Source organism: Escherichia sp. WS1450 (assembly GCF_046487395.1).
GTDB lineage: Bacteria > Pseudomonadota > Gammaproteobacteria > Enterobacterales > Enterobacteriaceae > Escherichia > Escherichia coli.
On sequence record NZ_JBJQJO010000035.1, the window covers coordinates 1 to 26,871 of the forward strand.

The following is a 26,871-nucleotide window of genomic DNA, read 5'->3' on the forward strand; positions in this document are numbered from 1 at the left end:
TACGTCTGGCGGCAGAGCCGCAGACTGGAAGACGGGAAGTTTCGGCCCTTACGGATGCCCGGAAAACCTTAGCGTACGATTTTTTCCGAATTCTGCGGGCTCCCCTTTAAGATTTTGGCAAGCAGTAGCGTCCTCTGGTTTACCCATGAACATGGTAATACGGGAAAAACCATACCAACTTATGGTCGCTTTGATTGCTTTATATACGGCCATCCCTGTTGTTACAATAGTAATTTTATCTGGTCAGCAATCGCATAAGTTGGAACTAATTGCTGTGCATTTCATTACATTTATCACGATGGTGTTTGTTTTGCGTCGTAAGATGGGGAAACGTTGGCTGGATTTATTTGAAGAAAAATTAGCCATTTATAAACCTAATGATAAACTCGCGCTTAGCGAATTACACGAAAGCATACGTGAGAAAAATGGGCTAGACTTGCAGGATCTACAAGATTGGTACTGGAAAGAGAAGATGACATATGCGTATCACAAAGAACATAAAACAACCATAAGCTATCAAAAATTCAAGTAGCATTTTAAAATGTCAGGGGAGGGCTATTGTGATTTATTAAGTCGGCAAGGTTATTAGGTAGGGGTGTTCAATATGATAAATTCTTCGAGTGTGGTTATTTCAAGAGTTGTTCTGGTCCTTTGAGATAGCTAATTATCATTACAGACTTTATCGAAAGGTATGAATTATGAACATTACCGACAAAGAACTTAGCTCAAATACAGTGAGTCAGTATGGATGGAACTTAGGAGAGTTCAATCACTCAACGCCTTTTACATCTCATTTTATTTATATTACCGACTATCATAAAGATAATACATGGATGATTTCACTTTCGCAGGAGGATTTTAATACGACCAAAATTTCAACATCGTTAAGTCTAGATGCCTGTGTGTCCATGCTCGGAAAGATACTAAAAAAAATGTCTAACAAAATCGGTATCTCACAAACGGAAGAATCTGAATTCGCATTTCTTTTAACAAACTATATTAAACAAACTTTGACTTTTAGAGAATGGCAACGCAATGCTGAAGGAAATCAACGACTGCACTTTCTTATTAATATCTACGGTGCAAAAGAAGACGGTGGCGAAGTGGTTTTAAGACCATTTATTGTAAATCCTGATGAATTAATGCTTACTCCAGCGGATGTCGTTGAATTTAATTCGCAGGTTATCAAAGTTGATCGGCAGCGTCATCCTGAGTGGTTCCGTTAACAGGTCACAAGGGTTAAGAGCCTGAAAGGCTGCGATAGGGTATACGCAGCCTATTCTGTATAGCCGTCGCGTAATAATTGTTCTAAATGACTATCGACCGTTTCCTGATCACCAGGAATATATCGAGGCCATCCTGTTATATCGTTGGCGAGTTTCACTATGTATGGATGAAACCCAAACTGTTCGGAAGTGATGTCAATATAATATTGCACTTCTTCGAAATTCAACTCACACCAATAATGGCCAAAGCCACCACACTCTATAAATATACCGCCATCATCTGCACCGTTACCCCCACGGACAACAGCATCTAGACCTTTAGTTTTTGCTAAATAACACACAAGATAGCTTGCAAAAAGGCAAGTGCCTGCCGTCTTCTCTATGCCGCACTCCGTTAAAATTGAAAGTAGCTTTTCATGCGCCACTCTTGCAATGTCTGATACCAATTCCGGGGACATGTTAGCTCCAGTGAAATTGTTAGATCGACTTAAACAGATAATAACTCAATATTTTCATGAAGTACTTGTGGGTTCTTAAACCAATAGCCGGAACCACACATCCAAGGTTCACCTGGGAAAACAAAACCTTCTTGAATAAGGTATTTGCGGAATAGGGGAGGCAGTACATTTTCAATTTTCAAAATGTAATTTTGTTCATCTGCAATACATTTCAATTCTGCAAGAAGCGCTCTAAAAATGCCTGTGCCGGGCTCTTTAACTGAGATAGTTGAAACAACCATGACCGGATATCCCAGGACCGAACACATGCCTGCTCTTGCCCGGATGTAGAGCTCCTCGAAATGGTGTAAGCCGTGTACATGAGAAGACCTTATGGGTATCTTACCATCTGATGCCTGCGTTATAAGGTCGGCGAAAACCTTTTTGATTTTCAGCAAATCTGCCTGAAAATTTTGATCGTTCAAAGGAAAATCAGATTGAGAATTTGTCATTACATATCTTATGTTTTAAAAACTTAACTTTGATAAAGCAAAGGAATACGCTGATCGTCATGTGATCCAAATTGAGCAATGAATTTTAATTCGGAACAGCTAAAGACAAAGCAGTAGGGTGCAATAATTCAGGATGTCGATACTATAAGAAGAATAGTGGTATGAATGTAGCAATTACCTCAATATGAGGGGGGCAACTGTTGATGCTGTACATACATACAGTATTTAACATAATCTTTGTTATATGTACTTATAAATCAATGACATAAGGTTTAAAGATCGTATGATCTACGCACTAGGTCATGGCTTGTAATGAGTGAAAAAAGGTTCAAGATTTTAGAGAAATGCTCCCAAGATCAACATGGCGGCATAAGTTTTCCAGCTTGACCAATCAATCGTGGAACCAAGCAACAGATAGAATGCCAGGCCTACCAGCCCCAGCTTTACTACTATCCCAATTAATATGGTAAAGATAGACTCATCGCGTTCGCCTTTAAGTAATTTACAACGCGTAATTAGATCGTCTTTTTTCATGTAGAATCCCTTAGAGTTATTAAAGTCCTGCATTAGAAGTTGTTACCTGCCGAAGTTACCTCGTATGAGTTAACTGTGGCTCCAAACATACAAAATATAAGCTGTGCCAATTGAAAGGATTAGAAAAGCACAGTTACTAATAAAATCTACTAATGCTTGTAGCTTCTTTAGTCTCACTATTGCTGGACCGTGTTCAGTAGAGGTACTACTCAGCCCTTTTGTTCTGGCACTCTCTGCTTTTCTGAAAAAATTGTAATGCAATCCTGACCGCAAGCAAAACCATGCCAAACCAGTCGTTATTACGATATTTATGTAGAAAGCATATTGAATCATTTGTTCAGTTTCGAAGCTTTCCATTGAAAACCCTTTGTTGAAATGTTGAATAAAATTATTTTTAGTAAATGTAAGCAATAAATAGAACGAATATTAATAGTGAAAGATGCAATGCCAACATCTGCTTATGATGCCTTATGAGGATTTCTTCCTTCGCATTCATTAAATCGTACATCTCATCAATATTTTTATTGCTGGTATATTCGAGACGTTCATCACGAAGTAATTTGAACTTTACCAATACGACAAGTGATTTAATAATAAAGCTCGTAAGCATAACAGTTATAGACAAAAATAAAAAATAGGCCAAATTCATATATCACTCCATGGAGATTAATAGAAAAATTTATAATAAGTAATCTCATAGAGCATTACTTGAATCTTCTTCCCATACTAAGGACTCACCGAGAAATTTAGTTAAAGATGATTTGGCATACTGTGGTTCGGAAAAAAAACGTGGGAACCAGCCGTCAAAGCTTTGGGTACCATTGTGACGATTTTCAGGCGAGACTGATAAGCGGTACCCGTCTCCGTAAGGTGAAATGCTAAATGTGTATCCATCATCTGTCTTTGAGATCAGCGTTTTGCTTGTCATATGACTAATAGATACCGTTAACTCCTTTGGTGTTTGTATCACCGAAAGAAGAAACAATGCGCTTATGGCTGCAAAAATCCAGCAATATAATGATGCATCCATAAAACCAGCTACAACACTCGATCCCAAAAAAAACCAAAATAAACTTATTAAGATTACTGAGTTTTCATTCATGTCTGTTCCTTGTTATTACTAATTATATTATGCTTTATAGTTGACCGTCAGACTACCCACGGGTTTTGACGAACAAAGTCACGCACTCCATTTATACATGCTTTTGAGATGACTTCAAAATAAGGATGGTTTGATGGAATCATATTCCCGGTATTATCAAGAAGCATAATAGTCCCTAAAGACCGAACCAGTTGATATTCATTGAGCTTACGCTTTAGCAAAGTTTGCAATCTATAAATTGTCTCACCGGAACTGTTACCTTCGATACCTACAACAGAGACCGTACAGTTCACTTCCTGATTATCAGATTGATAATCGAACCAGTAATTTTCGTTGTAATTTCCTTTTTGCGCATGCTCAATTTTGCCAGGCCATTTTACCCATAAAGAAGAGTTGTTTTTAGATCGTAAGATCTGCTTCAGCGTTTCCAATGGATTTTTTTCATCAACCTCAGACCAGGCCGAAATAAATTCTTTCTGCATTGCCTCAGGGTCTATAACGGCAATGAAATCAAATTCCTCTTTATTGATAGAGTTGGCTCGATCTTTGAGATAAAACAGACCGAGTTTATATCCCTTTTCACTTTTCCAGTTTGCTCCCACAGGCTGATAGTCTGTATTTATAAACGGTTTGAAAGTGTGAGTGTCGGGAGAAAAAATTACTGAGGGTGCCAGCACCCGGCCTCGGTGTCGTATTGGATTTACATATATTTTTTCCCCGTCACATAACATTTCAATAATTGCTTTTGTCACAACTACTGAAATAGAAGGTCTACATGTATTTTGATTTATTTCCCCGAGGTGCGCCAAACTTCCATCCTCACTCTTCAACACCTTTGTAAGGCAAGTCGGGCAATACTGTTGATCTCTATAATAAACAGGCATGGTTAGACGACCGGAATCGTTTAGTACCAACTGAAGTAACGGATGAGGCTCTTTCATCATGGTTATTTCTTCTCTTTCACCTTTCTGGGCTTTTCGTTTGCCTGTCTCCACTGCCATGGTGGGACAGGGTTGGTGTCTGCCCATAACCCTTTTGCCTCCTTTTGTGCTGCGGATTCATATTTGATATAGCCAGGGACAATGGCGTTATCTTCGAACCGATAAACCCACGCATATCCACTGTCCACCATAGAGGCATTGATATCATATCCATCTAACCAGATGGTACCTAACATACGGCCATAGATATCCGTACCATGGTCTATCACGGTAACGATTTTAGTTGCTATAGCTGTGGTTAAGGCCTGTTTTGCTTTTTGGCCAAAAGCCTGTTTAGATTCAGGAGCGTCTATACCATACATCCGTATTTTGATGGTTGTGTTTTGAGCATCCAACGCAGTTATGGTGTCACCGTCAACAATCTTAACCACCTTTGCCTCAAAAGTTGTTGAGTTCCCCCAGGACGCCACTGGGAATACAACAATCATGATGGGCAAAAGTAACTTTGTTAAAAAAAACATCATTTCACCTTGATTTGTTGAGTACAGACATGTATCCACAAGCCTATTTACAGGCAGTATTTTAACAAGTCATTATTTCATGGGCGGGCTTAAAACCAATCTTTTTGTAACTTAAAGGCAGAATAATCACAATAAATTTAGAACCTGAACCAAAAAATAATCCAAATTAAGCGTGTTAATCTATCTCAAAGATATTATTCCTGAGAGAGTTTGGATGAAACGTTACACTCATGATCTTGAGACAGACCTGAATGATGTGGATAAAACACCATCTCTGATCCACAAAACTTTGTTAACAGCTTCGACCATTTATGACCTGAAATATCTGGCTCAGGTATTAAATGATGAAAATGGCAGTAATTGGTCCCGTGCATCCCTTAAACGTCAGGTTACATGCATACCTGAGCATTGTGAGCTGAGTATCGCAGATGGACGCTATCTACAGACTTTAATACCTTCACGACCTGCTGATTATGAGGACAGGCACTTTAGCTTTATCGATCTGTTTGCAGGGATAGGTGGACTGCGAAGCGGATTTGATGCCATCGGTGGTAAATGTCTTTTCACGAGCGAATGGAATACTTATTCCAGCCGTACTTACCGGGCGAACTGGTATTGCGATGAGAACGAGCACCGCTTCAATTCAGACATCCGTGACATCACTCTTAGCAACCGGCCCGAGGTTACTGATGACGAGGCATACAAATTTATCGATGCCTCTATCCCGGATCATGATGTTCTTCTTGCGGGATTTCCATGCCAGCCATTCAGCATCGCCGGTGTCAGTAAAAAGAACTCTATGGGTCGCAAACACGGTTTCGAGTGCGACACTCAGGGTACGCTCTTCTTTGATGTGGCCAGGATCATCCGGGCAAAACAACCTGCAATTTTTGTTCTGGAAAACGTAAAAAATCTGAAGAGTCACGATAAGGGTAATACCTTTAACATCATCATGAAAACGCTCGATGAGCTTGGCTACGACGTCGCAAACAGCGAAAGCACGGGCGCGGATGATCCTAAAGTCATCGATGGCCGTCATTTCCGACCCCAGCACCGTGAACGTATCGTCCTTATTGGTTTTCGCCGCGACCTACGTCTGAAAGACGGTTTTACTCTGAGAGACATTAAAGACTTTTATCCGGACAAGCGCCCTTCTCTCTCAGATTTACTGGATCCGAGCGTAGATAGTAAATACATCCTCTCCCCTAAACTCTGGGAGTACTTATACAACTATGCAAAGAAACATGCGGCAAAAGGCAATGGTTTTGGTTTTGGACTAGTAGATCCTTCCAATGTTAATAGTGTCACCAGAACCCTCTCAAGCCGCTATATGAAAGACGGATCTGAAATTCTTATTGATCGGGGCTGGTCTCATGAACTGGGAGAAACTGATTTCCATAACACATACAACATGGACCGTCGGCCACGCATGCTAACGCCACGTGAATGCAGCAGGCTAATGGGCTTCGATAAACCCGGGGAAAGTGTTTTCCGTATCCCTGTGTCCAATACACAGGCTTACAGACAGTTTGGGAACTCCGTGGTCGTTGATGTCTTTGCGGCCGTCGCCAAACTGCTGAAGTCACGAATTGAATTTGCAGCCTCCCAGCGCTTGCGGCAGTTTTACGACGAAGTCAGCTGACCTGAGCTCCTTCATCAATTTAAATGCTTAAGATTGTTGTAATAATGTCAGAGGTCAACCATGACGTATTTCGAATCAGCTGAAGGTGAGACGGTATCTAAAGAACGAGCATTACAAGAACTGTCCAGGCATTGCGTTCCCGAAACAGATTTCGAAGAATTCTTTAGCGACATGGGCGTAAAGGAACAGTATGACGCTCAGGAAGTGTTGCTCTGGTTGGGATATTAAACTTTCTGTTTAGGAGACTACTATGAGCCAAAAATTCGCAGTGATGATTGCTTACGACGACGATCCAAACGTCAAAAGGTATTCACCTGACTTTCAAACGCAGGATGAGTTTGCTAAAGGGTGGCAGTCGGCTCTTAAAAAGGCACACCACACCTCAGGTCAAAAATCAGTCATCACCTGCGGATGTCGTGGAAAAGGAGAAAAGCGACTTTATGTTCGTGCTTTACCGAACGGTGATGCCTTTATTCTCGTCAAAGCCGCTAACACGGGCATTGAGCATGATCCTTCCTGTGTATTCTTCTCCCTTGATGCCCGGCATACCGGCCTGAAAGGATATGCGAGTGGTGTGGTCCGGATTACAACCGAAGGTGATATGGCTGTAAGGCTCGGTATCGGTATGACAGAGAAAGATCCTCCTGAAAAATCAGAAGTGCCTCCCCTGCCCCATGTTCAGCGACCAGAAGGAGGTCAGGCCTCAATGACCCTCCTGGGCTTGCTTAGTCTTTTGTGGACAGAGTCTGGTCTGAATGTCTGGTACCCGAAAATGGCAGGGAAACGTAACGATTCACTGGTACGGTATCGTCTGCTTGAAACCGCTAAACAAATTCGTACCGGCAGAGCCTGCATAGGTGACCATTTATTCATTGGTGTACCTGACCCGAAACAACCTGTCGCTCAGTCGCAAATTCAGCGTCTTTCATCACAGGCGATGAGTGATAAACGTCTCATGCTCCTGTCAGTTTTACCTCGCTACGATGCTGAAAAGCATGAGAAGCCACTTAAATTTTTACCCCTGCGGAATTTTGGGGGGCTACCGCTGATTTTTTTCAATTCAGAAGTCCATTGGGATAGCGTAAAGAAACGATTTTCATCGGAGTACGCAGCATGGAAATCCGGGGCGAAAATAGTTGTCTTTGCGTTGACGTCACCAGCTGCGGTAACCGGCAGAGGCCCTTCTGTAAGAGCTCATCAAATTGTGCTGATGCACGTTAGCGAGAACTGGATACCTCTGGACTCCTCCTATGAGGCGGTTGTTGCAGAAAAGCTGGATGCAGAGCACCGGCAGTACGTTAAGCCCATGCGTTATGATGCGAGTATTAGTGAGGTGTTCCCTGACTTCTACCTGCTCGACACAAAAAGCGATAAGCCGTTCCCGATGGAAGTATTTGGTATGGCCACTCCTGCTTATCTGGCCCGAAAGCAACTCAAAAAAGATTATTACAACCGTGAATATGGGCCTTATGGATGGTGGCACTGGGATGCGACCACAGCATCTGAAACTATGGTGCTGCCTCATTTTCCAGAATCACGCAAACCTCTTTCAACTGACACACCTGCTTAAAATGGAGAAAAAATGTCCTACATGCTTTCGCTAAGCGAACAGACAAAACTGAACGCTTTCCTGTCAGGGATCCTAGATGATTACAAGACTGGGGTTATCACTCAGATACAAGCTGTTGGTAGAATCGGTAACGTGTTTTCTGCTCTGGAAAGTGGAGACTCAAAAAAGGTAGTGCATTTGTTGACTGAAGGACGAAAACTCCTGCGGACGGGCTGAATGTCCGCAGAAGTTCTTATGTGCCAGGGGATGCAGAGAAGTGTATCAACCTGGCTTCATTTATCATGATGTTTTTCTGCTACGCGGCTGTTTTGACTTTCCAGTACCTCCCCCTGCCATTGCACCAGTTAATGTATCAATGGTGCCTTTTAGGGATTCTGAGATTGTTTTCTCCGCCTCCAGGGTAGCTTCCAGCTTCATTACTTTGGCCTGGAGCGTTTTGAGTTCATTGCTTTGTTCAGCCACTTCCGCTTCATAGCCCTGGCTGACCAAAGTTACTTTATTCAGGTCGGCGCTCAGCGACTCGTTTAGTTTATGGAGTTCAGTAAGCTCGGCATTCACCGCCACCAGGTCACCCTCTTTCCCGGACAGTGCACTTTTCAGCTCAGTACAAAGGTTCTGTGCAGCAATCAATTCCTGTTCAAACCTGTCCCTCTCTGCCTTTGTATCTGACACAGTCTGACTTAACTGGTCGCATTGTCTGGAAAGACCGGCGTTATCAGAACGCTGCGTGTTGATCTCTTCGTTCAGCTTTTTTTGATATTCAAGGTGACCAGCGATCTCTGTTTTACGTTCAGCCAGTTGCTGGGAGAGTGAGTCATTTGACTGCTGTGCGAGGCTCAATTCATGCCGTGTGCTATCTAACTGGTGATGGCAGGTTTCGAGTTCTGCTTCGGCAACATTCAGCCTTGTTTCTAACTCCTTGACGGTACTGTCCCGGATCTCTAATCGACCCTGTAGTGCCTGATTCTCAAGTTTCAGCTCATCCATATCGGTAGCGCTTTGCTCAAGCCGCTGTAACAGCTGCGTTACCTCCTCCTCCAGCTGCATGCTACGTGCTTCAGCTTTTTTAACACTATCATTCTGTATTGCGGTATAGCTTCTACGGTAGTGCCAGGTGATGTACGAGATAATATCGCCGAGTGCAACCTTTACCTCATCGGGTATATCCAGGTAACGGGCCTCTTCAGGAACCTCTTTAACATACTTCTGGTACTCCGCGAACATCTCCTGTGACCTTGCAAACGAGCCGCCAACAGCGTTTCTGAGCCAGTGAACTTTGAAGCTCAGATCGATATTTTCCGGGTTAATTTCTTTCTCTTTGCACAGACGTTCGATTGCATTGAAGTAATCGATCATCGCGATAGATGAGTACCTTGAACGACCCATTTCCTTTGATTTTTCAGTGGATTCGCTGCGGATGTCATTCTGCACCTCTGGCGGGGTAGCATCGTTCAGGCTTTTTTCTTTATCATTTTCAATCATCATTTTTTTCCTGCGGCCGGAAGCTGGTTTGCAAAATATATGCTGATAAGATCGTTCAGAGCATTCAGAAGCGAGATACTGTCGATGCAAATATGAACGTTTCCATTCTCAAACAGGCGACACCGCCAGCCATTCTCATCACTGACCTCGCCTGTGAATTCTGTATTTCTCATGGCCGTCAGCCTGTCGACCATACTCAGCCCACCGCCGGTTGCAGGTGTTGGAGTATCAGAACAGATGCATACAATATTCTCAAAGTCGCGTAAACAAAAGTGATTGTCCTGCGAGAAACCGTTGTACCTCAGCACGTTCACACCAGGAAAAATCCCCCGAAGAACAAGCTTTTTTGGCATTGTATATTGCCTGGCATTGCTTTTGAAACTTCGGTCAAGCTTGTTGAGAACATCAACGAAACCTTCTGCAAGGGTGTCTCGTCTGTTAGCCAGTGCATGCTGTAATGTTCCCTTAACAATCTCCAGGGAAGCGACGGGCGGATCCGTACGAAGGGATTCGTTAAAGGCTTCTTTTTGCTTATGGTTCCAGTACCGGTCCATACCTGTTTCTTCAAAGAGCCTTTTCCACGTTTTACGGTCAATTTCCTTACGCCCCTCCTCGATGGTGCGATCCAGTGACGACGGAAGACCAAATGCGTTGGGCTGCATAATTCTGCTGGTGAAGAGAGAGAGACCGCACAGTTCCGACGCTTCCGAGATTAACCGCATCCCTTCTTCGAATTTCTGCATGGCCATATCCCGGGCGCTGATGAGCTGCCCTGTCCGGCTCGCCGGTACTGGCTCAGAACCCTGGTTTTGAGTCATTTTACACTCCATTTTGGTATGTCAGAACATTTTGATTTGAGCAAAGGTAGGACACTATAAAACCTATAGAATTTACGTAGAAACGCGTTTAGTAAAGGCTTTACTAATTACTAATGACTAACATATTAGCACTTTCAGATATGCCAGCAATAACCCCAGCCAGTGAAATAATGTGATGAGCCCATTAATTGGGGGTAATCATTCTATCTGGTTGATATTTAACGCTTTTAATTGTCATCCTTATGTAAGCCTATGGGATTTACTCCTAATTAAATCCCATTGTATGAAAAATAGGCATTTATAAGCTTTCATGACGTGACGTTGTCACGTATATCAATGGAATTTAGTCACTAGTAAAGAGTTAACTAGTGACTATCTGCCTAATCGGTGTGCTTGAACGGTGCACTCCAGGGCGGATATAAAAATTGATGAGAGATATACAGAAAATGATGGACCGGCTTAATAAGCCAGCCTTTCTTGGGAGGATTGATGCTGCTGAACACGCTATAAAGCGAAAATGCCCCTTTTTAACCTATAGGTAGGGCACTATGAGTAAGATACAATCAAATCGCCAGTCAGATGGCTAATTTCATGATGACCAAAGCGGGCTATTTCAAGCGTTATCGCTGAGACGAGGCTTCAATGACAAGTACACTTGACCCATCACACAAGCAAATTGAAATGTGGCGCAGAGCTACCGGTTCCGAAGGTGGACTCGACGAATACCGCAACTGGGTTCTGGAAAATAGTATGAGATTTACAGCATACGGTATCCATACCGTTATCGTCGAAGGTGAGGCGAAGCATATAACAGCGCTTGATGATGTTACCCTCTGTAACGAGTGGGCGAAGCTTAAAAGAGAAAACAATAGGCTTTACGCAGCAAATGAAAAAATTTGCTCTGGCTGGCGTGGTTTTGTGTTGCGTTTGTTAGGAATAACACTGTCATGCAGAAAACCGGTCATCTTACTGGGGGCAGACGCGAAGAATCAAAATGATGCCGTGAAAGGGGCTGATTTGTAATTTTCAGGCGAGCCCACCGTTCTTAGAAAGCTGTTCTATGGGTATGTAAGGAAGATAATGTTCTCTGAACGCTCAGTACACTTAATCACTTCCTGTACAAAGGGCAAGAATCATCAGGGCCACGTCTGGCCGACATTGGACATAGATCCAAAACAAACCCCGGACGACGCAGCATATGCCTGGAGTAACATTGTAGACGACGCCAGAAGTAATCAGGCGGTACCGGCATTGTCCTTGTATTCAGGTAATCACTGGTCTACGGCAAAGGAAATTTTAAACTCAACCAGAAATCTGGAGTTGTGGATAATCTCTGCCGGGATGGGGTTTTTAAATAGTCGAGATCGGGTGCCCTCTTACGAGGCGACATTTCATCAAGTACCATTCAGGCATGATCTCTGGTGGAAAGCCATCACAAAATCACTAGGTAAGCATAACCGTTGCGCAACTATAAGCCAGTTAATGCAGTCCAGCCCGAATGATGAATATTTGATTGCGGCTTCGCCTGTTTATATTGCTGCTGTCCAGAATGACATCCTGAAGGGCATTGAGAGTTTGACTCATCCTCTTACGCAACTAACGATCGTGACATCAGGGGCATATGCTGGCCCACTTGAAGAATACTTAATTAAGAGTTCTTCAAGAATGATGAAAGAGCTAGAGTGCAATATGGTGTGCCTGAATATAAAACTGGCTCAATACATACTTAAAAGTGGTAGTCGTTAGAACTAGACTGTTAATGATACAATTCTCCTGTTATTTTATTTTTATAAAAGGTCTCAAATATGTTCAAAAACAGATTTTCTTTATTGTGTCTTGCTGTGGCATCGTCACTTACTCTTACTGCTTGCGATGTAGTTGATGCTGCCTATGACGAGACTTTAAATGATAACGCACCCGAAATTGTAATAGCTGGAGGATTCAAAATTGATATCCAAGGTAATGCAGTTCCGGTTGAGGGATATGATAATTGCTCTTTGAATACTCTTCAGGGAAGCTTTGATACGGATAAATCAAATTGTATTGTTCTGGATAGAACACGTAAAAAAGTACCGGTTCTAGTTCATTTGTCATCCGGTCCCGTCAAAGAAGAATGGAAGATCGAGCACCAGGTTGAAAAAACCAAATCCGGCAAAAATTTCATCCAAACTCGTATGATTAGACCTGACGGTAACTTTGTAGTGCCTGCATCCTCAGAACGAGGGATCTTTAGTGGCAAACATTACAGTCAAGCCAGCTAAGTCAAGTCTATCCGTTCAAACAGAAAAAAGGTTTCTTAAAAATGACGTTATCCGCTGCATTGCAAGGCACTTTTAAAGAGATGAGGAAAGACAATACAGTAGGCATCACAGTTCAAACTTGTTCAGATATTTTTGACAGCAATGTTCCTCCGGCTTATGTTTTCTGGCTTTATCGTCTCAAAGCGGGAGAAACTTTGCCGCGCGGAAGGTTCTTCAGAAAAAGAAAGCCAATCATCAATGTTATGGCAGTTGTTCATGATACTGCATTCGAAAAATAACGGCGCTATCAGGAAAGTTACTTTTATGAACGTAATTGCAGCTGGAATTTTTTTGCTTTATTTTTTACCCTACAGCTTTCGCTTATGCTTGTTATAAAAAGAGATGGCTAGAGTGGATTTTTCTTACTTTAATTATAATTTTTGCTTCTGCCATTTCGATTCAACAATACAATGAAGCGAATTTTGTAAGTGAGTTAAATTACCCTATGTTTATCTCCGCTATATATGGCCTGTCACTGGCATGGTTTCCTTTTCCGATTGCTTATGTTGTTCTGCGCTTCCTTCTTGCTGATTTACAGCATGAGTACCCTAAACAGTGAGCAGATTTTAAGACTCATGAACAACATCGAAAGCACGAAACAGTCTGCACAAGGAAGATAAGGAGTATTCTTAGCAAGATATCTTTGTACCTGAAGACATAAAGCTGGCATCTTTTTCCTTATAGAGTGTATTATGATTAAGTAAATCCTTATCAAAGAATTAGAAAGTGGGGTCGTATGTCTGAAGCACTCAAATCGTTAAACAATATTCGTACTCTTCGCGCCCAGGGCCGCGAGCTGCCTTTAGAAGTACTTGAGGAAATCCTCGAAAAGCTTAATGTCATTGTTGATGAGCGTCGTCAGGAAGAATCATCCAAAGCTGCCGAACTGCAAGCTCGTCAGGAGAAACTTGACGCCCTGCGTAAGTTAATGGAAGAAGATGGTATCAACCCGGAAGAGCTGCTTGGCTCATTCCAGGCCAAATCTACGGCTACCAAGAAAAGCCGTGGACCACGCCCGGCCAAATACTCATTTACTGATGAAAATGGCGAAACAAAAACGTGGACTGGACAGGGCCGTACCCCCAAAGCTCTGGCAGAACAAATTGCAGCCGGTAAAAGTCTTGATGATTTCCTGATCTAACTTTTGCCACCAGTTTTGATAGAGGCCACTTCGGTGGCCTTTTCTCATACGGAATCAATTTCAGGTACAGAACATATGAAAAATTCAGAACCTAAGAGCTGTGATCCCTATGTGGACAGTTTGATTAGAAATGCAGATGCAAAGGAAGCCAGGGCATTTCTCAAAATATTGAAGCCCTTACCATTCCTTATCGTTATCATCGCTGTATTCTTTTTTTGGGTATCGTTTTCCCGTTTATTATCCCAGGTCGCGTAAAACCTTTTTAAAGACTCTTCTTTACCAGATATGCTCCCTCACCGGGATGGTTTCAACCTCTTCAGTTTCCCATATTGGCAAAACCGTCAGGAAATAAGACGATACCCTCCACGCTTTCCATTAAAGCGGGATGACGACGCCCAGTTCTTACGACCAGACTCCACGTTTTCGATAAGGATGCCTTTGGGCCCTTCTAACGAGGCCACCTCAACAACCCGCACTTTCCGGATCAGTCTTGGATCCACTTCTTCCCAGATCTGGCCAACTGTAATTTCTTTTTGGGTTTGCATTTAATCTCTCGCTGTCATTTAGTGAACAAGACTAATCCTCGCCGTGGTTCAGCTTATGGCTTTATTTACGCTGACGATCCTTAGCCTTAAATTTTTGCCATCGTATCCGAAGGTTTTCGATGTTAACCGGAACCTGCATGCGTGTCGTCTCTATCTCATTCCCATGCCATTTCAGGAGATCATCATCCAACTCCCGGGCCTCCCGGCTGAAGTAAATTTTCATAGTGTCAGGGTTTATGGCGCAATGGTCATTGTCGAACAGTGTATGGATATCACGGCGAAGTAAAATTCCGTTCGTTACGTCGGGAATGCCTTCTTCATGACGTGGCGTTAAGTGCGCGGCCTCAGTACGCCAGGGGGACCTTACGCCGGTGACAACACATCGCCCGTAGCAATTCAACCTAACATCCCGGGCGAAAGGACCTTGGTCAGGACTGGTGACAGATTATGTACTTAAATTTGCGCATGTAACGCTCCTGTATATGATGGATGAACCACTCTCGTTCAGGGTTATGGCGAAATGTTTATCGCCGCAGCGAGAGATTCAGTCTTGCTATCAATATTCCTGAAGGTTGTCCGCCTGATTTCAGGGTAAGCATTCATTCACTGGCCGGTTCTACCTTATTATTCATACAGATTAAAGTAGTTGTGCCTGCTACTGCGGTCACCTTCCTTGACAAAGTAAGCAAAGTTTGAAAAATTGGCTATTTGCAAACTAAGGTTGTAATTCCATCATTCTAGCCTTAGATCTTTGATCAAGTGAAGTTGCTCACTTGGTTGGATTTTACCGTTTCCTGACGGCTTTTCAGAAGCGAGGGCTGGTTGGAATGCCTTCCAGCTAGAAGTCTTGCAGATGCTCTCCGGGCATTAACTCATTGTCGAATCTGCACCAGTATCACTAGGTTGTTGAGCGGGCGATTAGCTTTTTCACTGAGCCGCTGTACACTCGACTGCTTCAAGAAGCACTACTTACCATTTCCCTGTCGTAAGGTCTGTTCTTAGCTGGATTTTTTTGGGAGGCTACGCAGTCATGACAACTCAATCCAGCTCAATACAATACGCTTACGCGCTAGACGACGAGGGCACCCTCACGCACATTGGCGCTGCCCTGCGCTCACATACTTACACCTGCCCAGGTTGTAAGAGCCCCCTGACCCCGGTAATGGGCGAGTTCAACGCTAAGCACTTTCGCCATTCGGAAGAATGCTGTGCCCTTGAAACCTATCTTCACAAGTGCGGCAAAGAAGCATTCTTCTATCGCTACCAACAAGCTCTCAGCCGTGAAATGCCTATTAGCCTTGAGCTGGAGCGCCGGGTTGCCTGTAATGGTCCTCATTTAGCCTTAGTTAGAGACGAAGCACGTCAGTGCGTAAAATCCGTGCCTGCACGCTACAACTTGACTCAATTTTTCGATCAGGCAGAGCTGGAAAAACACGATAAGGTCACAGGGCTGCGACCAGACGTGATGTTGTATGATACGACTGGCGAAAGGCGTTGCTACGTAGAGATTTGTGTCACACACCCCTGCTCTCAAGACAAGATCGAAGCCGGTATCCCGATTCTTGAGTTTAAGGTCCAATCTGCCTCTGATATTCAGATGTTGCTTACCGGGGCCTACTCGATCAAGGAGAAGATCCTGAGAGTATTCAACTGGCTTCCCCCGTTTCAATCTGTGGACACCTGTAGCGGCGTCTGCTCAGTAGGTAACGTGGATATGTCTGTCTGGAGTTTAAGTGGTTCCGGCCGACTCAACGAACAAACGATGCCGCTCGCTGAAGTGGATTTAACAATCAATTCTGACGTGAACACATGGCCTAGATCGTTAGGGGCCGCTGAGCTGGCAGATAACTTACGAGCTTTTATCCGTCACGCCGATCCTCATTCACTATTTCCCAACTGCATTATGTGCGAGCAAGCAGGCCGATGGGAGGATGGCTATCTGCAATGTCACAGTAAAGCAAAGATCGTTCCCTACACCGAGGCCCGTCAGTGCGCCAATTACAAGGTTAAGGCATGACAAAAAGACTGACTTGGGAGCAGAAAAGTATTGTCAGCCATGACACCGGACATGCGTTGGTAAAAGCCGTACCTGGTAGCGGGAAAACAACCATACTTGTAAAGCGCGTTGAGCGGCTGGTCAAGACGGGAACTGATCCTCGCTCCATTCTGATCCTGATGTACAACAAGTCGGCGCAGGTGAGCTTCACGGAGAAGTTGAAGACGGCACTGATGTCGAGCGTGATTCCAGAAATCCGCACGTTCCACAGCTTGGCCTTAAAGATTGTTGGTTACGGAGAACGCCAACAGATAATCAAGAAGAAAGACCTCATTACTCCAAGCGACTACCGCTATGAGCAACTGGTAAAGCAAGCCTACTGCTATGGCTTTGACCATGAGGCGAATTTTATTGACCCCAATGAAATTGAAAACTTCGAGCTGTTTATTGCTCGCTGCCGGGCGGCGGCCGTAACTCCTGTTGATGCTGCCAATGATCCAACGTTCAGCAACATCAAACGGGAGTTTATTCGCGCCTATGGCCGCTATTGTGAGCTGCTGGAGGAAAACAGTCTGCGAACCTTTGATGACTGTTTGGTTGAGGCTGTCGCACTGTTGCGTAATGACAGCAGCCTTGGTGCCCACTTCAAGCACATCATTGTTGATGAATATCAGGACGTTAACCTGATACAGCATGACATGACCCGCTTGCTATCTAAGTCGGATACGTCAGTTATGGCTGTTGGTGATGTTAACCAGTGTATTTATGAGTGGCGTGGTGCTCGACCAGACTTTATCGGCGGACTGTTTGAAAAGCACTACCCGAATACGAAGGTGTTTCAACTGTCATGCACGTTCAGATTTGGCCATGAGCTTTCCTTGATGGCTAACTCGGTAATTCGGCGCAACTCTACAAAGCTGACCAAGCTTTGTGTCAGTCATCCTAGCACCCCCAAAACAGAGGTCAGATTGCACTTTGATAACTGCCTATCCAAGGTGCTATCAAACCTCTCGGTGAGCAGTGGAACACAAGCCATATTGTCCCGCACTAAGGCGAACCTTGCTGAGGCGGAAATTACTTTACGCCTGTGTGGGCTACCTTATCGCTACCTCAATGGTTCAAGCGCATTACACACCCGCACTGAAATCGGGATACTGGTAGTTGGCGTCTTGCTGTCTGTGTACGGCGATCTGCGGCTACTGGAAAACCATCCCAACAAACAAGCGATTGTTTACGGCTTTCTGAAGGAGGCTGGTTTTAGCTGGCAGAAAGGGCAATTCAAAGCGGCGCTCAGTGGATTGATGGCTCCGCACGCCGACCTATGGTCTGCTCTAGGCCAGTTATTCGAGGGCGCACAAAACCAAAAAGATCGGCTGGGCAGGCTCGCCACTATCTGCCAGAAAGACGGAGAGGAAACGCCTGCTATCGATGTGTTACTACGCCTGCGTATGGAGGGTTTCATTGATAGTGTTGGCTCTGAGGGTGTAACTCGCACTGGATCGAACGACCAGCAACGAGGGGTCAAGAGGATCGAGGAGCTACTTGTCTCCAGTAAGATCGATTCCCGCACGTTTTTAAACCTTATCTTGAATCCAGGCGAGGCTGCAACTGACTGCGATCCCTTCATCCTTTCCACACTGCATGGTTCCAAGGGGCTGGAGTGGGATAACGTAATACTGGTCGGGCTGAATGAGCAGGAATTTCCTGGCGGCAAACCCGATGATGTTTACAGCGTTCGCACATCGATGAACACCCCTCCGACCGAAGAGGTAATCGAGGAGGAACGTCGGCTGTTTTATGTCGGTATCACTCGCACAAAACAGCAGCTAAATCTGGTTGTCCCTCTTGATGAAGGGCTTGCGCGGTGGCTCAAAAACCGCTGGGATAGCACCCCGAAGAAGTCACCGATAGCTACTCGCTTCGTCTATGAGGCTGGCTGGACTGCTTGTGCGGTTACCAGTGATGCGATCTATAAAAGCACGGTAGAGAAACAGAAGGCTGACTTCAGCAAGTTTCACCAATGGTATCTAAGAGATCTTCAGCGGCTAAAAGTCTAGGGCTACCGATACTTTTCGATTTCAGACAGGTGCTCGTTATCCAGATCAATTGTGGCTTTTCTTTCAGAAGCGAGCTTCTTCGCTCGCTTTGCATACTGAAGCCCCTTGGCTGGCTGCTCTCCGCGTAGGATCTGTTCAGCCTGCTTGTGCGTATTCCGGTGAAGTTGAACAGTGATTCCGGAAAGTATGCGGACAGGGATTCTTCGAGCAGAAGCTGAGCTTTGAGGGGAGGCATCTTTTCGACTCACTGAACAAGCCAGCAGCCAAGCGCAGCGCGGCAGTTGTGGATCCAAGACGTTGGAACAGGACGGTTCATCTGACATCAGAGTACGTGCACTGAGGTGTCCGGAATCGGTGTACACGCAAGCCGGAATCAGCGTTCATTTTAAACCGGAATAGGTGTTCATTTTCGACCGGAATATGCAGCTTGCTCGTGCTGTGCCCCAGAAAGCGTTCGTACTGCTCGTCAGATACCTCAGTGCCGATCAGTCGTTCGATCCAGCCGCTTTTCGGCGGGTTACTTACGCCCAGCGCAAGCAACTGCTTTTTTCTGTACCCACTATTTCCGGTGCGGCCGGCTTCAATCAAGGCTTTGGTTAGAACTACAGCCATTTGGGGACTCTCATACACAAACCTGAACCATGCGGGTCTGATTGGCGGTCAAGATAGCAGCGCATCGAAATCAACACTGAACTCTGCTTCTAAGAACTCAATCGTGGCTGGTTGGCTATCGAGCGATGCTTCCCGTGTAGACTCCAGTGCGCACTCCAATCGACGCAGCAGGGTAAACGGCAAAATGATCTTGCCGAAGTCGGTATGCTTGAAATCCCCCCCCACAGGTCTTCCGCGTTCTTCCAAATGAAATCAGCTTGCGAAGCAGCCGAACCTACGAACTCTGCCATCTTGGCCTCCAACCAACTTTTGCACGAAACGGCACATCATCCAAAAGAGGGTTGTCAACCAAGTTTTGCACAAAACGGACTTTGATCCATTTCTAACTAAAATCTACAATCCAACCTCAGATTGCAAATAGCCGAAAAATTTAACACCGACGAAAGGCCATACCTTCGTTAGTGTGCGAAAGCCGCTTGCGAGCGACGGAATAGGTGAAAGCTTTAGTCAGGGTTAATTACCCTGTCTGCGGTGATGGGATGGCTCAGGCGTATATCATCACTCCTTCCAAAGTCCGTACACACTCTTTCAGCCTTTGCAGAAATGCAGGGCTGTTTCATATCAGACAAGCGCAATGAAATTTTCAAATGCTTTCCAAAAATTCAAAGGCCTTAAGCTTTATCTGTATCTTACGGTCCCCGCACGGAAAGTAACTTTCCTGAACAGGAACCGCCTTGCCAGCCTTAACTTTCTAAACGGTTAAAGTTACACCAGGCTGTAAATGGTGAAACAGTTTTTGAAGCCCATGAAACACCGCTGTCGGAAAGATAACTAGCCCCAAGACGTCTAACTTCTTTTTGATGTAGAGCTAATTCTTTCGGATCGGCAATATCTTCCACCACGCTCATCATGGCCATCTGAACTCCGGGAGATGCCATTTTATAAGCTGTCGAGCTTGCAACTGAATTTTTCAGGATTGCCACTCTTTCTTTTTCTGGTCGTCCATTGTCAGACGTATTCGCATAAGTTGTACCGGCAATCAACAACGGAAGGCTGGCATTGGCACAGAAATGCATAACGCGTTTTTGCTGGAGCTGTAATTCAGTGGCTGCAAATGCTTTACCACATCCGAGGATTCCCAGAATCATAATTAAAGCTGTTTTATTCATAAAATTAAAACCGTCCTTTTTAGCTCTTTAACTGTTGCGGTTATCTCGGTGTGGATATTTCTGAAGTGTATGATACCCACTTACCTGAGACTGCCAGTATACTGGCTCAGGTATTAAACCTAAGAGGTCTGGTGCACCGGTTTTAACCTTTTCATTTCGCTTTTATCTTGTGCCAGGCTCTTGAGTCAGAATTTAAAGGTTTGTGGCATGCAGGTTTTACTGCCAGGTTTAGGCACAACCTGGCTGTCACCCTTCATTGGTCCTGAGCAAGGCCCTGGTATTCTGCCCAGCGTACGGCCAGCCGCTCTAAGTCCAGATCGTACACCAGCGGTGTGATTTTACGGCCTTCAAACAGCTCGCCCACCTCAATGCCTGGCTTAAAATGAACGGTCAGGGTGGCCGGATCTATGCCCATAAGATCGGCATCAAACAGCGCATGCATTGTTGGAGTCATCAGGATGCCATTAGACGGATTGTACCGGGTTCCATGTTCAATGTGTGCCGCATCCAGGACACCTCCATTAACCCAACCGGTTACCGCACAACGGCCTGCGAAATTCTCGATGAGCAGAGCTTTGAATTTACCCTGTGCCACGCCACTACGTTGCGTCACTACGCGCTCGCAGTGCTCACCCTGGATATCTACGTCAGGTTTCCGAATTGGCTCGCTGGTGGCCGTCTCAGCTTGTTTTAGGGTGGAACGTGGATAGGCCAGGTTATATGCTGCGCCTGTGGTCATTTGCTCGATGACCGCAGGCGCATAACCTTCTGCTTCCAGCTTACGATATGCAGCCCGGTAGTCTCTTTGGGTTTTCAGCGGGTAAATCTTCCCGCCTTTACCATCGAAAGCGATAAACCAGAAATCGTCCGTGCCAGTTTCAAGATTTCTGCAACGTTTCAGATGCCATCCGCCTTCTCTCGCCCAGATGGTACGGTTATTTCTGGCATTCGTTTTGTCATACCCGTGCTCGTCAAGCCAGCTATCAAAGCTGGTCAGCCCCAGGTCCTGAACCTCCAGAGAAGGTACACGAATGACCTGCAAGGTATGGCGTGGTCTTGGCTCTCTCATCTTGATCTCTTCCTAGCGCTGGTCTGGGAAATACGGATATTGCGGGCCATATTCATAATCATGCGGGCCTGGCTCAACTTCCCAGAATGGACGGCCGCTAATTGTCTTTGGACCGCGCTCGTTTACGATGTCTTCTACATCCTGAATATTAAATGGCATCGTTGCCAGTAACAGCTGATCTTCGGGTGTCAGCGTCACAGTTGCACCGTCGATACGGCTGTAAAGGTCGGCAAACTGTTTACCTGCACCGTGCAACCGGTGCTCCGCTACACTTCTGATTGCGTGTAAGTCCAGCTCCGCCGCTTCCATGCGATCCACGTATAGTTTCATTTCTTTACGCAAAGCGCTCAGCTCACGGGTTTTAATAAATCCGTAGGCGTACCCACCCAGGGCGATAACTGCAATGATTGCTAAAATAGCCATTTATTTTCTCTTACGTTACTGCGGCCGCCGCTTTAGTCTTAATGTGAAGCCTGGGAATTCGCTGAATGAAGAATACGTTTTCACCCCCAGACCGACAGCTGTTAAGGCGCGATCCCAACACTCCATTTGTAAGTATCAGGCCCATCTTCTCCGCTGGTGGCATCAGCTACAATCTGTGCATAACGTTCTCCAGCAAGTTCTCTTACCATCTGATCCACGACCCATTGCAGATGATGCATTTCATCGGTTCCGCCGTAACGACAAGCCAACTCAATAGCCCGCTCTATTCTTTTTTGTTCTTCAGTCATACTGAATCCTCACGCTTACATCAGCTATTCTGAAAACATGCACACTATAAATTGCGGCTGTCATTTCTCAGCCAGGCGCCTGCATTGCTGCCTCATTCCATCAAAAATACTTTCCGCAAGCTGCTGGGGGAACTGGTCCGGAAGAAGCCCGCTAACACGTTCAATGACACCCGGGGTTCTGGCGATGATTTCCTCTATCATCGCCTCTGTCTGCTGTTTACTCAGGCCGGTTATCTCACCATGCCTGATCCAGTGGCGTCGTTGTATTCGATATATCTGGTAATAGTTGCTACTGCCACGTACGGCCATCGCCAGTTTGCACTTCTGCCAGGATATCTGATTGTTCCCATGACCGATCACCGGCCATGCCGACAACACATCATAGTTTGGTGTAAGGTGATAACGTCCCTGTGGCCCAATAGAAATACTGAAATTTTTAGCGTGGCCATCTGTTGCGGCCATCATCCAGAAAATTATCTGCGTCATAAAAAACTGCGCTTTGTCACGCTCAGCACGGTCTGAATTACTCAGAACCTCCATAATTTCCGATATACCTGGCCCGCCGTCCGCCTGATATTTTCGTAATGGCGAAACGCCCAGGGCCTGACACATATCCTCCTGGGGTAAACGAATGATCCATTGTCCGTCTCCTGACCATTTTCGGTCAAAACGTTCTACCACCAGCGCTTTCTGATCTTCAAAGTGAGCAATCTGCGTTCTTGCCACGGGGAGCCCGTACTGGCCGAGAAGTACCGAGCAGAGCCATTCATTTTCAACCGACGAGCTCATGTCGGCTTTCATGTTCCCCACAAGTCCGAGCGGTAGCTTGAATATATGCGTCGTTGGTGTATTACCCTCCGGCATACACCACCGATCTTCATGCCACAGTAGGGCTGTTTTCTCCTGAGCACCGGCAATAGATAAACGTAAGTCGTCGTTATCTTCTGGCCTGCCCGGTAGCAATGTCTCCGTGGTATTACGCAAAGTTGCCGCAATTTCTGATTCAGTAAGCGGGTGATACTTCACGGAATATAAATCAGTGGGTTCATCTCCGTCATGAAGCAGCTGTATCGCGCCCACGCAGTCTTTTCCCAGCTCCGTCAGCAGATCAAAAGGCTCCAGGCTATCGGCCTTGTAACGCATTGCCAGACGTCTGCGTATGCCTTCGCTGTCCGGCAGTAAATTATCAAAATAGTCACGTACCACATTTCCACGCCAGACCTGGTTCCCGGGAGTAAAAGGAAGGGACAATGACAGCGGCCTTCCCTGTTCGTCAGCAACCCATTCAGGAAGGTATTCTAAGCTGTCTACCCCTTTGCTTTTTTCCCAGTACCCGACTTTGATGCCGTTCATCCAAATTACCAGACGTTGCTGTTTCCGGCTCATATCGTTACCAATCCTCCTGTCGTGCAGGTGAGTTTGATTTAAGCATTTCTTCCGTCTGCTTCCTCTCTGAAGAGGTGGTTGCCGAGGAGAAGCTGATTTTTACGCCCAGGATGGAAAACACCTTGAATAGCCGTTCAATGCTCGCACTGGCAGGGTTGGCTTCCAGACGTGAGTATGTCTGTTGAGTGACGCCTAACCTTTCGGACAGGTCTTTTTGCGTCAGGCCATTCGCCTTGCGAAAACCAATGAGCAAGGGACGCAGCTGGTTGAGCGTGTTTAACGGGTAATCATTATTGATCATAAGCTGGCCTCAGTAGTTTCCTCTGATACACCTTGCAGGCTGTTTCCTAAACATACACCCTAAAAGCTGTAATATCAAATTAACAGCCTAAAAGCTGTTAAATAGGGCGTACAACTTTTAGGCTGTTACTATGTGGCAGCATAAATCTTGTTAGCGATACAACTTTATTGTCTCATCGCTCCTCTTTGCAACCAGCTACATACGATCATAAGTGACACAACATTAATATGAAGCGACATTCACCAAATGAACCTTCGTCATTTCAGATAGTTAGCTTACTTGCATGTCCTCATCCCATGAAGGGGAGGGCCTAACCCTGGCATCGAGCAAAACTGACCACCCTGCCCTTATTAAGACCCCACATGCGGCAATGGTGCCCTGTCCACGCCGCCCGCGATTTTTGAGGAAATGGGAAGAAAATAAAAAGAAAACAAAAAGTTATCGGCTGAAGTATCGGCGCAGATCGGGAATCAGGCGAAGCCTGACAGCACGTTGGGGCCTGGCAGGGGGCTTGAGGGATGAGGACATGCAACTCTGATAGCCTTCCCGCCACGGGGTCGGTTAAATTCGTATCCGGCCGGTGCAATTCCAACGGCCGCGTTACCAGTTCGCCGGGTAGCATGGCCAGCAAAGCCAGGCATCGAGCACCCGGGTTTCACTAACGGCCGCTGCATAGACGCCGGTATCCGGAAAGAAATAAACCGGGGTGGCGTTGTTCAGCTGGTCGCCTTCATCGGCCAGAGCGCCGATCACCTCATGAGGCTTCAGCAGCATATCCGTTAAATATTCATCCGGGTGGATGGCATTCAGCGATATGGCCATCTCCAGAAATTCATCCAGTGTGTGGCGGGTACGATACCCCCGGAAAACCTCGTATGAAGGCGTGACGCATTCACCATCCAGGGAACAGGCATCGTACCCGGCCAGCTGCTCTTCGGTGAGTCCGGAGGCATGCTTTGCCACAAGATTCGTAAACTGCTCTTTATCGTCCATCACAATCCTTACGCTGTAGGGGCCTGTTTGTGTTATCACTGCTTCCGGATTTTACATCGCACAACCCGGCAGGTATCCGGTCGCCCGGGCGTCCTTTGCGGTCATGTTAGCCTTTGGCCTGTATTACGACGAATCCCTTTCACTACACGGGCTCGCAGGGTGACACCTCCCCTTTTCACCGGAAGCGAAAGAGGAAGAACAGTTTAACAGCCCGGATCCTCAATAATTTTTGCATAACGGACTAAATGACCGGTTTATGCAGCCCCTGTTACTTACTGTCGCGGTAAGGATAAAACCCTGGTTATGAAACAGAGTTTGTATCGACGTTTAGGTTTTGGTTGAATGAGTAACTCTAAGCAACCGGAATATGACATGGCCAAAGTACAAGGGCTCTTTGTTGGATACCGAAAATTTGCTGTTGATCGCGAGTGGCTTCGGCAGCAGGAAGAACAACGTTATCGGGATCGCCAGCGACAATTTGATGAATGGTCCAGAAAATGGGTCACTGTAACTAGGCTAAAAGAGACTCGTTTATGGACTGACGGAGCCATCAGGCGATGGCTGGGTGAACCTCAGCAACAGGGTAAATATAAAGTTTTCCCCGTTGAAGCGGTTTTGGCTGCTGAGAAGTTGAATGAGTTTCAGCTCTGGCTTAAACCCCGGCTGGAAAAGAAACGTGCCCAGCATCACCACTTTTTAATTCCATTTCTGTAAAGTAGAAACAACGACAGTTCCGGCTGCATTCAAGGCTTCGGCATCTGGTCAGAAGTAAAGCGCCATTTTTCATTATAAGGGAGGTTAGATAGTGGAAGGTATTGAGACACTGAGTTTGCGGCTTGATGAGAACGAAACTATGGCCCTTGCTCAATTTGTTAAACGTCTGAGCTGGAGCGATCTACGTGGTTGTGCTGTGAGTGACGAAGAAGCCTGGGTAATGAAAAGCGCAGTTGATAAATTACAACAGGCGTTAAGGGAAGAAGGTTATGCGCCTCGATGATGCAGGCTTCGTGTTATTTTCCGATGACAAATTTTCTTAAGGACTAAGTATGAGCCAGCACTGGTATGAGGTGAAAAGCAATCAGGGAATTGTTCAGGTGATGTTAGGCTGGGATCCACCTTTGCAGTGGTTTCATATGTGCATTGATTATGACATTAATGCAGCAGAAGACCCACTCTATACTAATCTGGCTGAACCTGATCCCTACTACGTTACTCCGGAATATCTGCAATTTGTACTTGAACGCTTCGAAATAACGGATATTGTAATAAAGCCCGATACCTCTGGGCTTTACGAAGAATTATTAATGGATCAGCTTTTAGACCGATAGCTAAGCTGCCAGCAACAGACGTGCTGACATAATCGTCACTTAACTGTAATGTCAGATACTTCAGGTACAAATGTCCGGACTCGTTTGAAACCTATCCAAAACTGTAAATATATTTTCGTTATAATATAACCTTAATTGAATTGCTTTCTAACAGTTCCCACTCTTCTTTTCTAAGTACATTTTTAATTATTGTTCCATTGGCAAGCGTCAGCTCATACTCCCTGTCACTATAAATAAGGTTTTTATTTTCGACTCGTCGAAAGCTGGTAATGGCAACCTTTCTTTATCCACCTAACGAATAATTATCTTTGATTTCTGCGAACATTTAAACTCCCGTATATTAACGTGCTGAATTTACAATCCAAGTGCAACAAAAAAAGAAGTACTCATCAACTAGAATATAATTTTGTTTCCACACAAAAACCATTTCCAAATGATGAGTACTTCCTACCGACATC

The 26,871-nt window shown here is 45.3% G+C and carries 32 protein-coding genes and 2 pseudogenes; 15 read left to right on the forward strand and 19 right to left on the reverse strand.

The window, feature by feature from the left end; genetic code table 11:
- Both ACJHYR_RS24695 and ACJHYR_RS24700 read left to right on the forward strand, forming a co-directional pair.
- Positions 1-532, forward strand: a pseudogene (locus ACJHYR_RS24695) (hypothetical protein); the annotation flags it as partial.
- Positions 533-698: 166 nt separating this feature from the next.
- Entirely contained in the window at positions 699-1,226 is a 528-nt protein-coding gene (locus tag ACJHYR_RS24700; RefSeq protein ID WP_001027750.1) for a hypothetical protein, read from the forward strand.
- Between the two features lie 50 nt (positions 1,227-1,276).
- Here ACJHYR_RS24700 and ACJHYR_RS24705 read toward each other — a convergent pair whose 3' ends face one another.
- The 6 genes from ACJHYR_RS24705 to ACJHYR_RS24730 all read right to left on the reverse strand — a co-directional run bounded on the left by ACJHYR_RS24705 (position 1,277) and on the right by ACJHYR_RS24730 (position 5,273).
- On the reverse strand, positions 1,277-1,684 hold the full coding sequence (locus tag ACJHYR_RS24705) for a hypothetical protein (RefSeq protein ID WP_000074418.1): 408 nt from the start codon (positions 1,682-1,684) through the stop codon (positions 1,277-1,279).
- Positions 1,685-1,713: 29 nt separating this feature from the next.
- Positions 1,714-2,175 (reverse strand): hypothetical protein, encoded by a 462-nt coding sequence (locus ACJHYR_RS24710; RefSeq protein ID WP_000185304.1) that lies wholly within the window; start codon positions 2,173-2,175, stop codon positions 1,714-1,716.
- Positions 2,176-2,511: 336 nt separating this feature from the next.
- Complete coding sequence (locus tag ACJHYR_RS24715) at positions 2,512-2,709, reverse strand: hypothetical protein (protein WP_000710701.1); 198 nt, start codon at positions 2,707-2,709, stop codon at positions 2,512-2,514.
- Between the two features lie 694 nt (positions 2,710-3,403).
- Positions 3,404-3,811, reverse strand: a complete 408-nt coding sequence (locus ACJHYR_RS24720) for a hypothetical protein (RefSeq protein ID WP_001572392.1) — start codon at positions 3,809-3,811, stop codon at positions 3,404-3,406.
- A 47-nt stretch (positions 3,812-3,858) separates the two neighbouring features.
- The gene (locus tag ACJHYR_RS24725) at positions 3,859-4,755 is read right to left on the reverse strand and encodes a hypothetical protein (protein ID WP_000975182.1); all 897 of its coding nucleotides are present in this window, start codon (positions 4,753-4,755) and stop codon (positions 3,859-3,861) included.
- Positions 4,756-4,757: 2 nt separating this feature from the next.
- A complete protein-coding gene (locus ACJHYR_RS24730) occupies positions 4,758-5,273 on the reverse strand; it encodes a thermonuclease family protein (RefSeq protein ID WP_001572389.1) in 516 nt (171 codons plus the stop codon).
- Positions 5,274-5,487: 214 nt separating this feature from the next.
- Between ACJHYR_RS24730 and ACJHYR_RS24735 the strand changes: the two genes are divergently transcribed.
- From ACJHYR_RS24735 to ACJHYR_RS24745, 3 genes are read left to right on the forward strand one after another with little or no spacing between them, the layout of a single operon-like run.
- Positions 5,488-6,915, forward strand: coding sequence for a DNA cytosine methyltransferase (locus ACJHYR_RS24735; RefSeq protein ID WP_000833382.1), 1,428 nt, complete (start codon positions 5,488-5,490; stop codon positions 6,913-6,915).
- 60 nt (positions 6,916-6,975) lie between these two features.
- Positions 6,976-7,143 carry a hypothetical protein gene (locus ACJHYR_RS24740; RefSeq protein ID WP_000220758.1) on the forward strand — a complete coding sequence of 56 codons (168 nt, stop codon included), beginning with the start codon at positions 6,976-6,978 and terminating at the stop codon, positions 7,141-7,143.
- A gap of 22 nt (positions 7,144-7,165) precedes the next feature.
- Positions 7,166-8,485, forward strand: coding sequence for a DUF1173 family protein (locus ACJHYR_RS24745; protein WP_000078514.1), 1,320 nt, complete (start codon positions 7,166-7,168; stop codon positions 8,483-8,485).
- 279 nt (positions 8,486-8,764) lie between these two features.
- Here ACJHYR_RS24745 and ACJHYR_RS24750 read toward each other — a convergent pair whose 3' ends face one another.
- A complete protein-coding gene (locus tag ACJHYR_RS24750; RefSeq protein ID WP_001572381.1) occupies positions 8,765-9,970 on the reverse strand; it encodes a hypothetical protein in 1,206 nt (401 codons plus the stop codon).
- The gene (locus ACJHYR_RS24755) at positions 9,967-10,785 is read right to left on the reverse strand and encodes a DUF4942 domain-containing protein (protein WP_000193209.1); all 819 of its coding nucleotides are present in this window, start codon (positions 10,783-10,785) and stop codon (positions 9,967-9,969) included. The genes ACJHYR_RS24750 and ACJHYR_RS24755 overlap by 4 nt, the downstream gene beginning before the upstream one ends.
- Positions 10,786-11,427: 642 nt before the next feature.
- On the opposite strand from ACJHYR_RS24755, the gene ACJHYR_RS24760 reads away from it, so the two are divergent.
- The 5 genes from ACJHYR_RS24760 (at position 11,428) to ACJHYR_RS24780 (ending at position 14,226) form a co-directional block, all read left to right on the forward strand.
- Complete coding sequence (locus tag ACJHYR_RS24760) at positions 11,428-11,808, forward strand: hypothetical protein (RefSeq protein ID WP_001426317.1); 381 nt, start codon at positions 11,428-11,430, stop codon at positions 11,806-11,808.
- Positions 11,809-11,865: 57 nt separating this feature from the next.
- The gene (locus ACJHYR_RS24765) at positions 11,866-12,531 is read left to right on the forward strand and encodes a hypothetical protein (protein ID WP_000490638.1); all 666 of its coding nucleotides are present in this window, start codon (positions 11,866-11,868) and stop codon (positions 12,529-12,531) included.
- A 59-nt stretch (positions 12,532-12,590) separates the two neighbouring features.
- Positions 12,591-13,046, forward strand: a complete 456-nt coding sequence (locus ACJHYR_RS24770; protein ID WP_001572344.1) for a hypothetical protein — start codon at positions 12,591-12,593, stop codon at positions 13,044-13,046.
- 41 nt (positions 13,047-13,087) lie between these two features.
- Positions 13,088-13,324, forward strand: coding sequence for a hypothetical protein (locus ACJHYR_RS24775; protein ID WP_000175476.1), 237 nt, complete (start codon positions 13,088-13,090; stop codon positions 13,322-13,324).
- 497 nt (positions 13,325-13,821) lie between these two features.
- Entirely contained in the window at positions 13,822-14,226 is a 405-nt protein-coding gene (locus ACJHYR_RS24780; protein WP_001287392.1) for an H-NS family nucleoid-associated regulatory protein, read from the forward strand.
- 341 nt (positions 14,227-14,567) lie between these two features.
- On the opposite strand, the gene ACJHYR_RS24785 is transcribed toward ACJHYR_RS24780, so the two are convergent.
- Entirely contained in the window at positions 14,568-14,771 is a 204-nt protein-coding gene (locus ACJHYR_RS24785; RefSeq protein ID WP_001194555.1) for a hypothetical protein, read from the reverse strand.
- Between the two features lie 61 nt (positions 14,772-14,832).
- Positions 14,833-15,171 carry an HNH endonuclease signature motif containing protein gene (locus ACJHYR_RS24790; protein WP_223231361.1) on the reverse strand — a complete coding sequence of 113 codons (339 nt, stop codon included), beginning with the start codon at positions 15,169-15,171 and terminating at the stop codon, positions 14,833-14,835.
- A 762-nt stretch (positions 15,172-15,933) separates the two neighbouring features.
- On the opposite strand from ACJHYR_RS24790, the gene ACJHYR_RS24795 reads away from it, so the two are divergent.
- A complete protein-coding gene (locus tag ACJHYR_RS24795) occupies positions 15,934-16,788 on the forward strand; it encodes a hypothetical protein (protein ID WP_074149649.1) in 855 nt (284 codons plus the stop codon).
- On the forward strand, positions 16,785-18,824 hold the full coding sequence (locus ACJHYR_RS24800; protein ID WP_032192809.1) for an ATP-dependent helicase: 2,040 nt from the start codon (positions 16,785-16,787) through the stop codon (positions 18,822-18,824). Before ACJHYR_RS24795 ends, ACJHYR_RS24800 begins: the two co-directional genes overlap by 4 nt.
- Before the next feature lie 312 nt (positions 18,825-19,136).
- On the opposite strand, the gene ACJHYR_RS24805 is transcribed toward ACJHYR_RS24800, so the two are convergent.
- From ACJHYR_RS24805 to ACJHYR_RS24845, 9 genes and pseudogenes are all read right to left on the reverse strand, one after another.
- Entirely contained in the window at positions 19,137-19,436 is a 300-nt protein-coding gene (locus ACJHYR_RS24805; protein WP_001572440.1) for a hypothetical protein, read from the reverse strand.
- 69 nt (positions 19,437-19,505) lie between these two features.
- Positions 19,506-19,726 (reverse strand): annotated as a pseudogene (locus tag ACJHYR_RS24810) (type I restriction-modification system subunit M N-terminal domain-containing protein); the annotation flags it as partial.
- Between the two features lie 453 nt (positions 19,727-20,179).
- Positions 20,180-20,605 carry a hypothetical protein gene (locus tag ACJHYR_RS24815; RefSeq protein WP_001043843.1) on the reverse strand — a complete coding sequence of 142 codons (426 nt, stop codon included), beginning with the start codon at positions 20,603-20,605 and terminating at the stop codon, positions 20,180-20,182.
- Positions 20,606-20,858: 253 nt separating this feature from the next.
- Complete coding sequence (locus tag ACJHYR_RS24820; protein WP_001572439.1) at positions 20,859-21,674, reverse strand: HNH endonuclease signature motif containing protein; 816 nt, start codon at positions 21,672-21,674, stop codon at positions 20,859-20,861.
- A 12-nt stretch (positions 21,675-21,686) separates the two neighbouring features.
- Positions 21,687-22,097 carry a hypothetical protein gene (locus ACJHYR_RS24825; protein WP_000985911.1) on the reverse strand — a complete coding sequence of 137 codons (411 nt, stop codon included), beginning with the start codon at positions 22,095-22,097 and terminating at the stop codon, positions 21,687-21,689.
- A 101-nt stretch (positions 22,098-22,198) separates the two neighbouring features.
- Complete coding sequence (locus ACJHYR_RS24830; RefSeq protein WP_000134171.1) at positions 22,199-22,405, reverse strand: hypothetical protein; 207 nt, start codon at positions 22,403-22,405, stop codon at positions 22,199-22,201.
- A gap of 60 nt (positions 22,406-22,465) precedes the next feature.
- Entirely contained in the window at positions 22,466-23,791 is a 1,326-nt protein-coding gene (locus ACJHYR_RS24835) for a type II toxin-antitoxin system HipA family toxin (protein WP_000088046.1), read from the reverse strand.
- 4 nt (positions 23,792-23,795) lie between these two features.
- Positions 23,796-24,089, reverse strand: a complete 294-nt coding sequence (locus ACJHYR_RS24840; protein WP_024136327.1) for a helix-turn-helix transcriptional regulator — start codon at positions 24,087-24,089, stop codon at positions 23,796-23,798.
- Positions 24,090-24,692: 603 nt separating this feature from the next.
- Complete coding sequence (locus ACJHYR_RS24845) at positions 24,693-25,085, reverse strand: hypothetical protein (protein WP_000341066.1); 393 nt, start codon at positions 25,083-25,085, stop codon at positions 24,693-24,695.
- A gap of 372 nt (positions 25,086-25,457) precedes the next feature.
- On the opposite strand from ACJHYR_RS24845, the gene ACJHYR_RS24850 reads away from it, so the two are divergent.
- The 3 genes from ACJHYR_RS24850 (at position 25,458) to ACJHYR_RS24860 (ending at position 26,413) form a co-directional block, all read left to right on the forward strand.
- Complete coding sequence (locus ACJHYR_RS24850; protein ID WP_001151575.1) at positions 25,458-25,799, forward strand: hypothetical protein; 342 nt, start codon at positions 25,458-25,460, stop codon at positions 25,797-25,799.
- 91 nt (positions 25,800-25,890) lie between these two features.
- Positions 25,891-26,082, forward strand: a complete 192-nt coding sequence (locus ACJHYR_RS24855; RefSeq protein WP_000398480.1) for a hypothetical protein — start codon at positions 25,891-25,893, stop codon at positions 26,080-26,082.
- Positions 26,083-26,131: 49 nt separating this feature from the next.
- On the forward strand, positions 26,132-26,413 hold the full coding sequence (locus ACJHYR_RS24860; RefSeq protein ID WP_000077926.1) for a hypothetical protein: 282 nt from the start codon (positions 26,132-26,134) through the stop codon (positions 26,411-26,413).
- The last annotated feature ends 458 nt before the right edge of the window (positions 26,414-26,871 follow it).